The sequence below is a fragment of the Agarivorans aestuarii genome, assembly GCF_019670125.1.
In the GTDB taxonomy this organism is placed as follows: Bacteria; Pseudomonadota; Gammaproteobacteria; order Enterobacterales; family Celerinatantimonadaceae; genus Agarivorans; species Agarivorans aestuarii.
Map to the genome: position 1 here is coordinate 2,318,566 of NZ_AP023033.1, position 15,645 is coordinate 2,334,210.

The window sequence follows — 15,645 nt, forward strand, 5'->3', positions numbered from 1 at the left end:
ATAGTTAGTAGTAACTATAGGCTTAAAATCAACAATTTAATAACAATGACGCTTAAATAATATGCGTTTCATTAGATTAACACGAATGTTTAGACCTAAGTCTAATTGGCGCTACCACAGAGCTAAAGCGCTTTACAAAAAGCCAATGTTACGTAAAGCCGATTTTTGGTTACGCGAATGTAAATTATTGGTTCATAATTGATCTAGATCAATGCGGTTTGTTGATTGGAAAAGATTTGTTAAATATTTAGCGAAGATATGCAAATAACTAGTTTTTCAAACTGTTATTTGCTTAGTCGATGAAGTATGATCGCGCCGTTAAGCTACTGGTTATAGGCTCTATTCGTGCTAAACGTGAATGTAGTTTAACAATTCGTTTCATGTTGTTGATGCCATAGCATCAAACTCGCTTAAACAAATAATAAATAGCAACGGAAGCATGTATTTATGAACCAAGCAGCTAGCACAGAGACTGATTACAACTACACGGTTGTTCGCCAGTTCACTGTAATGACCATTGTTTGGGGTATAGTAGGCATGGGTGTTGGTGTATTAATTGCGGCGCAATTAATTTGGCCTGCCCTTAACTTCGATACTCCTTGGCTAACTTATAGCCGGTTACGTCCCCTTCACACAAACGCCGTTATTTTTGCATTTGGTACCAGTGCATTAATGGCTTGTTCTTTTTACGTGGTACAGCGTACTTGTCAAACCCGATTGTTTGGTGGCCCACTCGCCTCCTTCGTATTCTGGGGTTGGAATTTGATTATCGTATCGGCTGCGATAACACTGCCTATGGGTTTCACTACTTCTAAAGAGTATGCGGAACTCGAATGGCCAATTGGCATAGCAATCGCGATTGTATGGGTGGCTTATGGAATAGTCTTCTTTGGCACCTTGGTCAAAAGAAAAACTTCGCACATCTATGTTGCTAACTGGTTCTTTGGTGCCTTTATTATCACCGTTGCTGTATTGCACATTGTAAACAATGCTGCCATTCCGCTAACTATGACTAAGTCGTACTCTATTTATGCTGGCGCCGTTGATGCAATGGTGCAGTGGTGGTACGGCCATAACGCGGTTGGCTTCCTGCTTACTGCTGGCTTCTTGGGTATGATGTACTACTTCGTACCAAAACAAGCTGGTCGCCCGGTTTATAGTTACCGTTTATCTATCGTTCACTTCTGGGCGCTAGTATCAATTTACATTTGGGCTGGTCCTCACCACCTACACTACACTGCGTTGCCTGATTGGGCACAGTCTTTAGGTATGGTGATGTCTCTTATCTTATTTGCTCCTTCTTGGGGCGGTATGATTAACGGTATTATGACCTTGTCTGGTGCTTGGCATAAACTTCGTTACGACCCAATTCTACGTTTCCTAATTGTTTCATTGTCTTTCTACGGTATGTCTACCTTCGAAGGCCCAATGATGGCAATTAAAACGGTTAACGCCTTATCTCACTACACCGATTGGACTGTTGGTCACGTTCACTCTGGTGCTTTAGGTTGGGTAGCCATGGTATCTATTGGTAGTGTTTATCACTTAATCCCTGTGTTGTTCGGCCAAGGCCGTATGTACAGCACTAAATTAATTAACACCCACTTCTGGCTAGCCACTATTGGTGTAGTCCTTTACATAGTAGCAATGTGGATCTCCGGTGTTATGCAAGGTTTGATGTGGCGTGCGGTAAACGAAGATGGCACCTTAACATATTCATTTGTTGAGTCGTTGCAGGCTTCTTACCCATTCTACTTTGTTCGCTTTATCGGTGGTGTGTTCTTCTTAACCGGGATGTTTGTTATGGCTTACAACGCTTATAAAACAATTACCGCTGAGAAAGGCTCTTTAGAAGCGATTGAACACGGACAGGAGGCATAACATGAAACACGAGTTAATCGAAAAGAATGTTGGTTTACTGGCCATATTCATTGTTATCGCGATTAGTTTTGGTGGTTTGGTGCAAATCACCCCGCTAATTTTCCAACCTGAAACCACTGAACCAGTAGACGGCCTAGTGCCTTACACTGCTTTGGAAATGGAAGGTCGCGATATTTATATCCGCGAAGGCTGTAGTAACTGTCATAGCCAAATGATTCGTCCTTTCCGTGCTGAAACTGAACGTTATGGCCACTACTCTGTAGCGGGTGAAAGCGTATGGGAACACCCATTTTTGTGGGGTTCTAAGCGAACTGGACCTGATCTGGCACGTGTTGGTCAACGTTATTCTGATGAGTGGCACCGCGTACACCTTATTAATCCACGCGATGTAGTACCTGAGTCAAACATGCCTGGTTTTCCTTGGTTAGAGGAAAACCTAGTAGATGGCTCGTTAACTGGTAAGAAACTAGCGCTATTTAAAAACCATTTTGGTGTGCCTTATACCGACGCTGACGTCGAAGGCGCAGCAGAAGCCGTTAAAGGCAAAACCGAAATGGAAGCTTTGATAGCTTACTTACAAGTGTTGGGTACAGCATTAAAATAAGGAGTTAGTTATGGACTTTGGTACATTTAGCGGCCTATATACTGCATTCTTAATGGCGATATTTATTGGCATTTTTGCCTGGGCCTACAGCAAGAAACGCAAAAAGGATTTTACTGAAGCTGCCAACTTGGTTTTTGCCGACGAGCCTAAAACTAGCCCGACAAAGGAATTTGAAGGAGCACAGAAAAAATGAGCACATTTTGGAGCGTGTGGATTACTGTAATAACCTTAGGCAGCATCGCAGGATGTTTCTTGCTGCTAAGGGCATGTAATAAAAACAACACCGGCGTAAAAGAAGGTGAATCAATGGGCCACGAGTTTGATGGGATTGAGGAGTTAAACAACCCTCTTCCTAAGTGGTGGTCTTATATGTTTATTATCACCATTGTTTTCTCGTTGGTTTATTTAGCTGCCTATCCTGGCTTAGGGAACTGGCAAGGTTTTCTTGGTTGGAAGAGCTCAGAAATGGGCATTAAGAGCATTGCAGAAGGTCAAGAGCGCGTTGCCGCTTACGACGGCAATGTCGCTAACCAATATCAAGGCGAGCTAGAAAAAGCTGATGCACGATTTGGCGAAGTTTTCCGCCAAGTTGCGTACAACGAATCAGGCGAATACCGAAGCGTAGAAGAACTTTCTGAAGATCCAGCAGCGGTTAAAATTGGCCAACGCTTGTATCTACAAAACTGTTCGCAATGTCATGGTTCTTCAGCTCGTGGTGGCAAGGGTTTCCCTAACTTAACCGACGGCGATTGGTTATATGGCGGAAGCGGCGAAGCGATTAAAGCTAGCCTTATGCATGGTCGTCAAGGTCAAATGCCTGGTTGGGAAGCAGTACTAGGTGATGATGGTATTAAAGAAGTTACCGCCTATGTTCTAAGCTTATCTGGCCGTAAGGTTAACGATGTAGATGCAGCAAATGGTAAAGGCCGTTTCGCAGTATGTGCAGCTTGTCACGGCGCTGATGGTACCGGTAATCAAACGCTTGGCGCACCTAATTTGACCAATGGTATTTGGTTATACGGTGGTTCACGTCGTGCTGTTGAAGAAACCCTACGCTACGGTCGTAACGGTGTAATGCCAGCTTGGAAGGATATTCTAGGAGAAGATAAGATCCAGCTTATTTCTGCCTACGTTTATCAGCTTTCTAAGAGCGAATAGACTTAAAATTTATAAAAAGCGACGCCTATGCGTCGCTTTTTTTTGTTATATTTAAGCCCCCCTTGTGAATGGAAGTATGCTGTTATGCAACAAGCTTGGTATAAACAATTTTGGCCGTGGTTTTTAATTGCGCTGCCTACGGCTGCTGTAGTTGCTAGCCTAACTACTTTTTATATTGCTGCTACAACTAACAACGACATGGTGGTTGAGTCTTACTACAAAAAAGGTAAAGCAATTAACGCTGACTTGTCGTTAATTGAAAAAGCGGCTCAATTGGGGATCAAAGCATCTGTTTCACCAGCCACCAACGGTTTGGTATTGGATATGTCCTTGCCTGAATCCTTAAAAAACCAACCACTCAAAATTGAATTAGCGCATAAAACTCTCGCAAAAAATGACCGCAGTTATGTCGTTACTGCTGATGGTAACGGTCGCTACCGCTTTGGCGATGACTTAAATGACTCTGGCCGCTGGTTTATTCGTGTTAGTCCAATGGATGATTCCTGGAGATTACAGGAAGAATTACAACTCCCGCTTTACAACGCAGAAGAAATAGATGGCAAGTAATCAAGGCCTGTGTTTTCACTGTAACGAAGTTATTCCCAAAGGTGTAAATCTACATGTTTCAATTCTCGGTAGCTCTCAAGCAATGTGCTGCCAAGGTTGTGCTGCCGTTGCGCAAACAATTATTGAAAGTGGTTTAGAAGACTATTACCAACATAGGACAGCTGCGGCACCAAGTGCTCAAGGCTTAGTCCCAGACGCCTTAGTTAAAATGTTGGAATATGATGACGAAAGCGTTCAGCTAGAGTTTGTTGCACAAAACGAAAACAGCAAAGAGGTTTTACTCTCAATCGAAGGCATTGCCTGTGCTGCTTGCGCTTGGTTAATCGAAAAGCAATTATTGCATATTCCCGGTGTTCAGAAAATTCATGTGAACTCGACCACCCAACGTGCGACGCTTGTGTGGGATGACCAGCACGTTAAGTTAAGCCAGCTACTGCAAAGTGTGCAAAAACTTGGTTATAACGCCACTCCCTTTCAAACTGATAAGCAAGAAGAAATAGATCGCAAGTTATACCGTAGCCATTTGCTAAAACTTGGTGTAGCCGGACTAGCCACCATGCAAGTAATGATGTTTGCCATTGCGCTATATGGTGATCTGTTTGATGACATGGAGCTTATCTATCGAGATTACTTTCGCTGGGTGAGCTTAATCATGGCAACCCCAGTGTTGCTATTCTCGGCTCAGCCTTTTTATTTTGGTGCTTACCGAAGCCTCAAAGCGAAAACTCTCAATATGGATGTACCAGTGTCCATTGCATTATTAGGCGCTTATAGTGCGTCACTGTATGCCACGGTAAACGGCACTGGTGAAGTCTATTTTGAATCGGTTTCTATGTTCACATTTTTGTTATTGCTTGGCCGTTTGCTCGAGTTGCGTGCTAGACGCAAGGCCAGTGAAACCAGCTCTAATATGCTTAAGTTAGTGCCTAAGTTGGCTATGCGGATTGATGAGTCCGGTCAACAACAAAAGGTTGCAGCGAGCCAGCTTAAACATTCAGACATCATCGTCATTTTGCCTGGCGAGGTGGTGCCAGCCGATGGACAAGTGGTGTTTGGAGAAAGTGAATTTGATGAGTCTTCACTTACTGGCGAATCACTACCTATTACTAAAAAGCACGGTGACAAGGTATTTGCCGGTACGATTAACCATGAACAAACTGTTCATTTAGAAGTAGAAGCGGTATCGCAAAATACCTTTATCGCTAATATCATGCGTTTACAAGAGCAGGCGCAAAGCGAAAAACCTAAGATAGCAACAATAGCCGATAGCGTAGCCCGCTATTTTGTTTTTGGTTTGCTGGTGATCGCCGCGCTCACCTACACCTACTGGCATTTTCATTCACCAGAAGATGCCTTTTGGATTACCCTTGCTGTTTTAGTTGCTACTTGCCCCTGCGCCTTATCGTTAGCAACACCTGCTGCATTGACAGCGGCCACCCATAAATTGTCTAAAACAGGCTTATTGGTTAAACGTGGGCACGTATTAGAAAGCCTGGCTAAAGTCACGTCAGTGGTATCTGATAAAACAGGAACACTTACCGAGGGCAAGCTACAAATTAAACACGTTAATACCCGTGATGATGTTGATGAGACGACAACGCTTAACTTGATTGGTGCTTTAGAAGCACAAAGCTCCCATCCAATTGCCAATGCCTTTAGCGAATACCAGAGCTACACGGCAAAAAATATAGAACACCATACTGGCTTAGGTTTAAGTGGAGAGGTAAAAGGCTTACAGCTCAAACTAGGTAAAGCGTCCTTTTGTGGTCAACCAGCCGAACCAAAAGCTGGAATGCTCGAACTAGTATTAATGGTCGATGATAAGTTAGCTGCCAGAGTTTATCTTTCAGATACCATCAAAAAAGACGCTGTTAGGTTTTCTCAAGGTTTAAAAACTCGAGACATCTCGCTTTCAATGTTAACTGGAGATGACTCTGCACAAGTGGAATATGTTGCAAAACAGTTACATATCACCGACATCTCCAGCGGCGCTTTACCTCAGCAAAAACTTGAAGTGGTTAGAACTAAAACGCAAAAGTCCCCTCACCTGTTAATGCTTGGCGATGGAGTAAACGACGGCCCAGTTTTGGCTGCTGCACCGCTGTCGGTTGCTATGGGTTTAGGCACCGACATCGCAAAATCTAGTGCAGACGCGGTGTTGCTCGGCAGCAAACTTACTACCTTACTTACTGCAATGGACCTTGCTAAAAAGACAAAAAAGATTATTGCGCAAAACCTCGCGTGGGCCTTGGGGTATAATGCCCTGATATTGCCCTTGGCAGTAGCAGGTATAGTTACACCCTATATGGCCGCTATTGGCATGTCGTTATCATCCCTGGCGGTACTCACTAATTCCTTAAGGTTAAACAAGCAATGAGTATTATATTTGTCTTGATCCCCATCGCCCTCATCTTTGTATGTGTAGGAATTGGTATTTTTTTCTGGGCTGTTAAAAGCGAACAATTCGAAGACTTAGACCGCCAAGGTATCAACATACTGTTTGACGATAAAAATAAGAGCAAACATGACGATGATCGCCCAAGCTGATTTTGCTGCTGCATTTATCACTGGTTTATTAGGCGCCACGCACTGCATAGCAATGTGTGGCGGCATCGCTTGCATCTTAGGGTCTCGCGCAAACAATTCCTCCAATAAGTTTTTAGTAAGTATCGGTTTTAACCTAGGCCGCATCCTAAGCTACTCGATTGCCGGTGCTATTGTTGCCGGCTCTATTCAAGCCATTAGCCAAGTTCATCGCTCGGTTTATATGTTGGTTGGTTTGCAATGGTTTGCTGCAATAATGCTCATCTTACTGGGCATCCACCTTACTCGTTGGTGGTCCATTCTTACTCCCCTAGAACAACTTGGAAAAGGTTTATGGTCAAAGGTACAACCTAGGGCAAGTAAGATGTTAGCACTACAACATCCAGTAGCCAGCCTACCTTTAGGCATGTTATGGGGTTGGCTACCTTGTGGTTTGGTATATTCAACTCTGGTATTAAGTGCTAGCCAAGCACATTGGCTAAACGGAGCAGGCGTGATGTTTAGTTTTGGTTTAGGTACATTTAGTGTGATGTTGCTGGCTGTATTACTGGGCCAACAATTGACTAAACTAATGACAAATCGAATATTACAAGTGTTTTCAGGATTGAGTGTTTTATGTCTGGGGATCTACCAAGTTGTTACATTGTTGTAGCAATAGATCTAGAAAACTTATTACATAAAGAGTAGAATTGCCTCGAACTCCTATAGCATAGTTTGAGTATGAGCATTAACCCAAAAGCTAGTCAAAGAATCCAAACTGGTGGATGTGAAATCCACTGCCAAGATTGCAGTATCGCCCAGTTATGTATCCCTTTCTCTCTTAACGAGACAGAGCTAGATCGCTTAGATAGTATTATTGAGCGTAAAAAGCCTATACAGAAAGGTGAAGAAATATTTGCTGCTGGTGATAAGTTAAAAAGCTTATACGCCATCCGCTCTGGCACAATTAAGTCCTATACCATTACCGAGCAAGGTGATGAACAAATTACCGGTTTTCATTTAGCTGGAGATTTAGTTGGTTTCGATGCCATTAATAACCAAGAACACCCTAGTTTTGCGCAAGCGCTAGAGACATCGATGGTATGTGAAATTCCGTTTGATACCATGGATGAATTGTCTGCCACCATGCCAAAATTACGCCGTCAAATGATGCGCTTAATGAGTAACGAAATTGTTGCAGACCAAGAGATGATTTTGTTACTAAGCAAGAAAAATGCTGAAGAACGCTTAGCTGCCTTTAACGGTTTATCGCAACGATTTTCTGAACGAGGCTTCTCGCCTAGAGAGTTTCGTTTAACAATGACGCGTGGTGATATCGGCAACTATTTAGGGCTAACTGTAGAAACCATCTCCCGTTTACTTGGTCGTTTCCAAAAAGCAGATATGATTGGAGTAAAAGGCAAGTATATCTCAATAACAGACCGAGACGCTCTCCGCCAACTAGCTGGTACCAAACAAAGCTAAGTATCTAATAACACTGACCTGATTTACATCAATCTATGGTAAAAAAATCTAGGTCAGTGTTAACTATCTCTAATTTATTTCCTACAAAATGAGCTAAAGTTAAGTAGCTATTCCAGACGATTCTAGGAGCTGCTTTATGATTAAGTATCGTAATATTTTGGTGGTTATCGACCCCCTTCACGACACCCAGGCGGCTTTGTCTCGTGCAGTGTTTCTTGCACAAAAAGAAGACAAGGCAAAAATCAAAGCTCTACTCACTATTTATGACTTTTCTTACGAAATGACCTCCATGCTCTCAGGCGAAGAACGTGAAGCAATGCGCTCAGGCGTTATAGAGGAGCGTAATGTTTGGTTAAATGAAGTAATTGCTGCAACAAACACCGCTGGTATAGAAATAGAAACTAAGGTAGTTTGGAATAATCGATTATACGAAAGTGTCATTGAAGAAGTACTCGACTTTGGTCACGACCTAGTGGTGAAAGCGACACACCCCCACCCAACTTTACAGTCTATTATTTTCACACCTAACGATTGGCACATTTTGCGCAAATGCCCTACGCCAGTATTGATGGTAAAAGAGCATGATTGGCCAACGGAAGGCAAGATCGTTGCTGCGATACACGCTGGTGCCGAAGACGAAGAGCATCACAAGTTAAATGAACGAATAGCAAATGAAGCAAAAGATCTAAGCAAGTTACTCGATGCTAATTTACATGTAGTTACTGCCTATCCAGCAGCTCCGGTGAATATTGCCATAGAGTTACCAGATTTTGACCCGCTTAAGTACAACAAGAACGTCATGGAGTTCCACAAAACCGCACTCAATAAGTTTGTAGAAGAACAATTTGAACAAGCGGTTACTACACATCTAGAAGAAGGCTTACCCGATGACGTTATCCCCGAGGTGGCAAACGATATAGATGCTGAAATCGTTATATTAGGCACCTCTGGCAGAAGCGGCTTTAGTGCGGCACTTATTGGTAATACAGCTGAACATGTTATTGACCAATTAGACTGTGATTTATTGGCGCTTAAACCGCAAAACTTTGTGAGTCCTTTTCAAAAATAGATAGTGCTTAACTAACGTAAAACATTGCTTAAGCAAAGCGGGGTTATATAATAGCCCCGCTTTTTTATTGGGAACACACTATGTCAGTTACAGCAAAACAACAATACAACCACAACAAACTACAAAAGCGACTTCGTCGTCATGTTGGTCAGGCAATTGCCGACTACAATATGATTGAAGATGGTGACAAGGTAATGGTTTGTTTATCTGGTGGTAAAGACAGTTATGCAATGCTAGACATACTAATGAACTTGCGTGCTCATGCCCCGATACACTTTGATATTGTTGCCGTTAATTTAGACCAAAAACAACCGGGCTTCCCAGAGCACATATTACCCGAGTACCTTGACGGCCTAGGTATTGAATACAAAATAGTAGAAGAAGATACTTACTCGATTGTTAAAGATAAGATCCCAGAAGGTAAGACAACCTGCTCGTTATGCTCGCGTTTGCGCCGTGGAATATTGTATCGAACGGCTACTGAGCTTGGCGCTACAAAAATAGCCCTTGGCCATCACCGTGACGATATTCTAGAAACGCTATTCTTAAACATGTTCCATGGCGGCAAGCTTAAAACCATGCCACCAAAACTTGTTAGCGATGATGGTAAGCATGTGGTTATTCGCCCGATGGCCTATTGCAAAGAAAGCGATATGGAAAAATATGCTGAGCTAAAATCTTTTCCTATCATCCCCTGTAACCTTTGTGGTTCACAGGAAAACCTACAACGTCAGGCAATTAAACAAATGCTAAATGACTGGGAAAAGCGATTTCCTGGTCGAATTGAATCAATGTTTAGGTCTGTTCAAAATGTTGTGCCTTCACACTTACTAGACCATCAACAGTTCGACTTTAAATCAATAACTCGTGATAGCGGGGTTATTGATGGTGGTGACATTGGCTTTGATGCTCCAGAGTTAGAAGACCAGCCAAGCCAACAAAGCCAGGCTGGTATTGTGCAAGTTGTTGAGCTTTAACCCGCTATAATCGGTGTGCGGGTTGGCCAAATTTTTTGGTTAACCCTCATCATTTGCTGTAACTCTTCAACGTAGGCTTGACCGCGTTCAGAATAACTACTCAGTTGAGTCGCGAGCTCTATCGCATTTAATTCTCCGCTAGCACGAGCTTGATTACGTTGCTGCTGGAAGCCTTTGTAAGCTGGATGACTGTTTAAATTGTTCATATAAACGCTTACAGACTCATACACACTATTAAACCTTCTTACTTCGTGATTAGCACCATCGTTACGGTTTAACGGAACCAAACCACAGCCTTTTTTATAACACCATTGACCAAATAAATTATTACCTTCGCGAGCAAATCGCGAGGTTCCCCAAGCAGATTCATTCGCCGCCTGTGCCAATACCAATGCTGGTGGAATTAAATCAACTTTAACTAACAATTGTTGTATTTGAGTGTTCGCATCCAGTGATTGCTCTACTCGATATAGTTCACCAAGTTCGTTTAAGGTTTGTTTCTGTTTGTTTGAGAGGGCTGAGCTCTTAGCTAACTTTGCGGCTATAGCTTCCACTTCTGAGCGTTGCTGTAATATTTTGCTATTGCTTGCTTCTATTAGCGGAGTAAGAAAGTTGGTAAAAGTTTGCTTCTTCTGTTGAACATTTTCTATTTCGTGCAGTGGAGGTAAATTTTGTGATTGTGCTTGCTGCTCTGGGGATTGTTCACAAGCAATCAAAAATGCTGCTAGTAATCCCGCTAAAATAATTCTTTTCAATTATTAACTCTTAGTTCTGAAGTGAGCTCACTAAGAAACTCAGGTACTAATTCGCTGGCGGGGCCGTAATAACGTTCGCCAAATTCGCTTTGCATTTCCGATGGCTCTAAGTTTAATTCAATAGTGCGCGCATCATGGCTCGCAGCTTCGTGAACAAACCCTCCGGCTGGAAAAACATGACCGGAAGTACCGATCGCCATAAATATATCACAGTGATTAAGTTGGTGATAAATTCTATCTAAACCAATTGGCATTTCGCCGAACCAAACAACATGAGGTCTAAGTCGCGTCGGAAATTGACAACAGGTGCACAACACGTCACTACCTAAGTCTTCCTTCCACACGGTTGTCTGATTACTAATTGGGCACCGTGCTTTTAGTAATTCACCGTGCATATGCAACACATTCTTACTGCCTGCTCGTTCATGTAAATTATCGATGTTTTGTGTAATAACTAGCAATTCGATGTCTTGATGCTTCTCAAGTTCTGCTAAGGCAAAGTGAGCTGGATTAGGATGAACATTGCCGTCTTGTAACTGCTTACGTCGTAGATTATAAAACTGATCAACAAAATCTGGTGAGCGTTGATATGCCTCTGGAGTGGCAACATCTTCTACTCGATGCTTTTCCCATAAGCCGTCTGCATCTCGAAATGTTTGAATACCTGATTCAGCAGAAACACCTGCCCCGGTTAAAACAATGACATTTTTTTTCATATTCATCTTCTTTTCATCTGATTCAGGTACAAGCTACTATAAATATATAATAAGACAGCATAAGACCCCATCCTACTTAAGTTGTAACAGTGTTCATCACGCAGCCTTTTAACTAAGTATTAACATACTAGCTAGTAGGAATTTCGACATAAACTAAAATATCTAGTTTCTACTTCCATTGTGACATTCAAAATCAAACTTTTGCGGCATATCTCGCTTTTAACACTTTTAAGGTAACTAAATCAGGGAATTATCATCAGCTGTGCTAATCTTGATCTAGCGCAATAAAAACTTGATAAGCCAGAATGTCTACCGGCTTGATACTATATTCATATATATTGAATAGTTTTGCGCTAGTGGTCAGTTATTCGGCATTCTACCGCGATTACGGTGTTACAATAATGTTGACACCCAATATTTGAATGTTTATGTTGTTATTGGCTCAAATTAGCACTCAAGCAAATTATTCGAGTGATATACCCCACAATAGAAGACAAACTGTACAGGGAAGAAAACATGTTAAAAAACACGCATATTAAAGCTGCTGTTGCTGCTGTTGCACTAGCCTTTGCTGCTAACGCAAGCGCTGCTGAAGGAACGTTAGACAATGTGAAAAGTAAAGGTTTCTTACAATGTGGCGTTAGTACTGGCTTGCCAGGTTTTTCAAACCCAGATGCTGACGGCAACTGGCAAGGTCTTGATGTAGACGTATGTCGCGCAGTAGCTGCGGCCGTTTTAGGTGACGCATCTAAGGTTAAATATACTCCCCTTACCGCCAAAGAGCGCTTCACTGCACTTCAATCAGGCGAAATTGATATCCTTTCTCGTAACACTACTTGGACGCTAACACGTGATAGTTCACTAGGTTTGAACTTTGCCGGTGTTAACTACTATGACGGCCAAGGTTTCATGGTAAGTAAAGAGCTGGGTGTTTCTTCAGCTAAAGAATTAGATGGTGCAGCTGTTTGTATCCAATCTGGTACTACCACTGAACTAAACCTAGCGGATTACTTCCGTGAGCACGGTATGAAATACACTCCAGTAGTATTTGATACTTCAGACCAAACAGTTAAAGGTTTTGAAGCAGGCCGTTGTGACGTTCTAACTTCAGACCAATCTCAGCTTTATGCTCTACGCATTAAGCTAGCTAAACCAGATAGCGCGATGGTTTTACCTGAAATCATTTCTAAAGAGCCTCTAGGTCCTGTTGTTCGTCAAGGTGATGACCAATGGTTAAACATTGTTAAGTGGTCTCTATTTGCAATGATCAATGCAGAAGAATATGGCCTAACTTCAGCTAACGCAGATGACATGCTTAAGTCAACTAACCCTAACGTTCGTCGTATCTTAGGTTTAGAAGGTCCTAAAGGTAAAGGTTTAGGTCTTGATGACAAATGGGGCTACAACATTGTCAAGCAAGTTGGTAGCTACGGCGAGTCTTTTGAGAAGAACGTAGGTACAAGCTCTCCACTAGGTATTGCGCGCGGTGTAAACGCCCTGTGGAATGACGGTGGCTTCCAATACGCTCCACCAATTCGTTAATTTCTACCTTATTAGAGCAGGGCTTGCCCTGCTCTCTTCGTTTTAATCCTACATTACTAGGTTACATTATATGGCTGCTCATCCTTCTTCAAAGGATAACTCAGCAAATAGTCTTCGTAAGATCTGGTTTGATCCCAACGTAAGAGCGCTAGTTTTCCAAATTATTGTCGTTATCGGTGTTATTGGTTTCTTTTATTACATCATCAGTAACGCGCTTTTCAACTTAGAACAACGTGGCATTACCACTGGTTTTGGTTTCATGAACCAAACAGCGGGCTTCGGCATTATTCAGTCTTTAGTCGAATACGACGAGAGCCACACTTTTGGTCGAACTTTCGTTGTTGGACTATTAAATACAATTTTAATATCAGCATTAGGTATCATTTTCGCAACCATACTCGGTTTTATTATGGGTGTGGCTCGTTTATCTAATAACTGGCTAATTTCAAAAGTTGCCACGGTTTACATTGAAACCATGCGTAACATTCCTTTATTACTTCAAATATTCTTTTGGTACTTTGCAGTACTGCGGGCTTTACCAAGCCCCAGACAAAGCGCGCACATAGGCGAAGCGGTTTTCCTCAACGTACGCGGTTTATATATGCCAAGTCCGGTGATGGAAGCGGGTTCTAACATAGTGGTGTTTGCTTTTATCGCTGCCATTATCGGTTCGTTCATTATCGCTAAGTGGGCTAAGAAGCGCCAAATGGCTACTGGTCAGCCATTTCCAGTGTTTTCGGTATCAGCGGGTTTAATTGTATTACTGCCATTGTTAGTGTTTTTTGTAATGGGCATGCCTATTTCTTTGGATTACCCTGCGCTTAAAGGTTTTAACTTCCAAGGGGGGATGGTGATAATTCCGGAGCTAGCAGCATTGCTTGTTGCCTTAACCACCTACACTGCCGCCTTTATAGCCGAGATTGTACGATCTGGTATTTTGGCTGTGAGTAAGGGGCAAAGTGAAGCTGCGGAATCTCTTGGTTTAACCCGTACCCAAGCGCTAAAATTGGTGATTATTCCTCAGGCTATGCGCGTAATCATCCCGCCGCTTACCAGCCAATACTTAAACCTTACTAAAAACTCATCCTTAGCGACGGCGATTGGTTATCCTGATTTAGTGTCCGTATTTATGGGGACAACCCTTAACCAGACCGGACAAGCTATTGAGGTAATAGCCCTAACCATGGCTGTTTACTTAACCATCAGTATTACAACCTCAATCTTGATGAATATTTACAACAAAAAAATGGCTTTAGTGGAGCGTTAATATGTCAGAGCATCAATTTAAACCTGATTTAGCTCCACCTAACCTCTCCGTAGGCTTTGTCGGTTGGCTAAAGAAAAACTTGTTTTCTTCATGGATAAACAGCTTTTTTACCCTGTTTATTCTTTACCTAATCGTTCCGCCACTAGTATCAGCATTCCAATGGGTGATCTTAGAGGCAGATTGGATTGGTGATAGTCGAGATGCCTGTACCAGTGATGGCGCATGTTGGGTGTTTGTAGCAGATCGTTTCTCTCAGCTTATTTATGGCTTTTACCCTTCTGCTGAGCGCTGGAGAGTAAATATAGTCTTTGTTACCTTCCTAATTCTAATCGCAGCATTGGTCTATGAGAAAACACCACATAAACCAAAAATTGCTATTTTTAGCTTAGTTATCTATCCAGTAATCGTATTTTACTTATTGCTCGGTGATTCGTTTGGCTTACCTAAAGTAGAAACTCATCAATGGGGTGGTTTAATGCTGACATTAGTATTGGCCATTGTTGGTATTGTTGCAGCACTGCCGATTGGTATATTGCTGGCTTTAGGTCGTCGTTCACATATGCCAATAGTACGAAGCTTTTGTACTATTTACATTGAATTCTGGCGAGCTGTACCTCTTATTACCGTTCTATTTATGGCGTCGGTTATGTTGCCGCTGTTTGTAGGAGAGGAAGTAGATTTCAATAAACTAGCTCGAGCGATGATTGGTATTATTATGTTCCAATCAGCCTACATGGCCGAAGTTATTCGTGGTGGTCTACAAGCTATCCCAAAAGGTCAGTATGAAGCCGGTGAAGCTTTAAACTTAAGCTATTGGCAGTCTATGGGTTTAATCATATTGCCGCAGGCTTTAAAGATTACCATTCCTTCAATTGTTAATACTTTTATAGCGCTTTTCAAAGATACTAGCCTGGTATTGGTAATTGGATTATTTGATTTATTAGCCATTGGCCAATCTGCGTTGGCAGATCCCGCATGGCTTGGTTTCTCTACAGAAATGTACGTATTTATCGCTTTTGTATTTTGGGTGTTCTGTTTCGGTATGTCTCGCTATTCGATTCATCTTGAGAAGAAACTACACACAGGACATTAATAAGGAAA

16 protein-coding genes are annotated in these 15,645 nt (G+C 42.2%); 14 read left to right on the plus strand and 2 right to left on the minus strand.

Going from position 1 to position 15,645, the window contains the following annotated elements; all coding sequences use genetic code 11:
- Positions 1–447: 447 nt before the first annotated feature.
- The 11 genes from ccoN (at position 448) to ttcA (ending at position 10,264) form a co-directional block, all read left to right on the plus strand.
- Complete coding sequence (ccoN, locus tag K5609_RS10815; protein WP_221077147.1) at positions 448–1,881, plus strand: cytochrome-c oxidase, cbb3-type subunit I; 1,434 nt, start codon at positions 448–450, stop codon at positions 1,879–1,881.
- A gap of 1 nt (position 1,882) precedes the next feature.
- Positions 1,883–2,485, plus strand: a complete 603-nt coding sequence (gene ccoO / locus K5609_RS10820; protein WP_221077148.1) for a cytochrome-c oxidase, cbb3-type subunit II — start codon at positions 1,883–1,885, stop codon at positions 2,483–2,485.
- 10 nt (positions 2,486–2,495) lie between these two features.
- Positions 2,496–2,678, plus strand: a complete 183-nt coding sequence (locus K5609_RS10825; protein WP_163134473.1) for a cbb3-type cytochrome oxidase subunit 3 — start codon at positions 2,496–2,498, stop codon at positions 2,676–2,678.
- Positions 2,675–3,643 carry a cytochrome-c oxidase, cbb3-type subunit III gene (gene ccoP, locus K5609_RS10830; protein WP_221077149.1) on the plus strand — a complete coding sequence of 323 codons (969 nt, stop codon included), beginning with the start codon at positions 2,675–2,677 and terminating at the stop codon, positions 3,641–3,643. Before K5609_RS10825 ends, ccoP begins: the two co-directional genes overlap by 4 nt.
- Before the next feature lie 27 nt (positions 3,644–3,670).
- Positions 3,671–4,210, plus strand: a complete 540-nt coding sequence (locus K5609_RS10835) for a FixH family protein (protein WP_221077150.1) — start codon at positions 3,671–3,673, stop codon at positions 4,208–4,210.
- The gene (locus K5609_RS10840; protein WP_221077151.1) at positions 4,200–6,587 is read left to right on the plus strand and encodes a heavy metal translocating P-type ATPase; all 2,388 of its coding nucleotides are present in this window, start codon (positions 4,200–4,202) and stop codon (positions 6,585–6,587) included. Before K5609_RS10835 ends, K5609_RS10840 begins: the two co-directional genes overlap by 11 nt.
- Positions 6,584–6,757 (plus strand): cbb3-type cytochrome oxidase assembly protein CcoS, encoded by a 174-nt coding sequence (gene ccoS, locus K5609_RS10845; RefSeq protein ID WP_221077152.1) that lies wholly within the window; start codon positions 6,584–6,586, stop codon positions 6,755–6,757. The genes K5609_RS10840 and ccoS overlap by 4 nt, the downstream gene beginning before the upstream one ends.
- Positions 6,735–7,406 (plus strand): sulfite exporter TauE/SafE family protein, encoded by a 672-nt coding sequence (locus K5609_RS10850; RefSeq protein WP_221077153.1) that lies wholly within the window; start codon positions 6,735–6,737, stop codon positions 7,404–7,406. Before ccoS ends, K5609_RS10850 begins: the two co-directional genes overlap by 23 nt.
- A 68-nt stretch (positions 7,407–7,474) precedes the next feature.
- The gene (gene fnr / locus K5609_RS10855) at positions 7,475–8,218 is read left to right on the plus strand and encodes a fumarate/nitrate reduction transcriptional regulator Fnr (RefSeq protein WP_221077154.1); all 744 of its coding nucleotides are present in this window, start codon (positions 7,475–7,477) and stop codon (positions 8,216–8,218) included.
- A gap of 136 nt (positions 8,219–8,354) precedes the next feature.
- Positions 8,355–9,287: a universal stress protein UspE gene (gene uspE / locus K5609_RS10860; protein WP_221077155.1), complete on the plus strand. Its 933-nt coding sequence runs from the start codon at positions 8,355–8,357 to the stop codon at positions 9,285–9,287.
- A gap of 80 nt (positions 9,288–9,367) precedes the next feature.
- Positions 9,368–10,264 (plus strand): tRNA 2-thiocytidine(32) synthetase TtcA, encoded by an 897-nt coding sequence (gene ttcA / locus K5609_RS10865; RefSeq protein WP_221077156.1) that lies wholly within the window; start codon positions 9,368–9,370, stop codon positions 10,262–10,264.
- Here ttcA and K5609_RS10870 read toward each other — a convergent pair.
- Both K5609_RS10870 and cobB read right to left on the minus strand, forming a co-directional pair.
- A complete protein-coding gene (locus K5609_RS10870; protein WP_221077157.1) occupies positions 10,261–11,019 on the minus strand; it encodes a glucosaminidase domain-containing protein in 759 nt (252 codons plus the stop codon). The genes ttcA and K5609_RS10870 overlap by 4 nt on opposite strands.
- Complete coding sequence (gene cobB / locus K5609_RS10875; protein ID WP_221077158.1) at positions 11,016–11,735, minus strand: Sir2 family NAD+-dependent deacetylase; 720 nt, start codon at positions 11,733–11,735, stop codon at positions 11,016–11,018. Before cobB ends, K5609_RS10870 begins: the two co-directional genes overlap by 4 nt.
- Positions 11,736–12,251: 516 nt before the next feature.
- Here cobB and K5609_RS10880 point away from each other — a divergent pair.
- The 3 genes from K5609_RS10880 to K5609_RS10890 all read left to right on the plus strand — a co-directional run bounded on the left by K5609_RS10880 (position 12,252) and on the right by K5609_RS10890 (position 15,637).
- The gene (locus tag K5609_RS10880; protein ID WP_221077159.1) at positions 12,252–13,277 is read left to right on the plus strand and encodes an amino acid ABC transporter substrate-binding protein; all 1,026 of its coding nucleotides are present in this window, start codon (positions 12,252–12,254) and stop codon (positions 13,275–13,277) included.
- A 70-nt stretch (positions 13,278–13,347) separates the two neighbouring features.
- Complete coding sequence (locus tag K5609_RS10885) at positions 13,348–14,544, plus strand: amino acid ABC transporter permease (protein WP_221077160.1); 1,197 nt, start codon at positions 13,348–13,350, stop codon at positions 14,542–14,544.
- Between the two features lies 1 nt (position 14,545).
- Positions 14,546–15,637, plus strand: a complete 1,092-nt coding sequence (locus K5609_RS10890) for an amino acid ABC transporter permease (protein WP_221077161.1) — start codon at positions 14,546–14,548, stop codon at positions 15,635–15,637.
- Positions 15,638–15,645 lie beyond the last annotated feature (8 nt).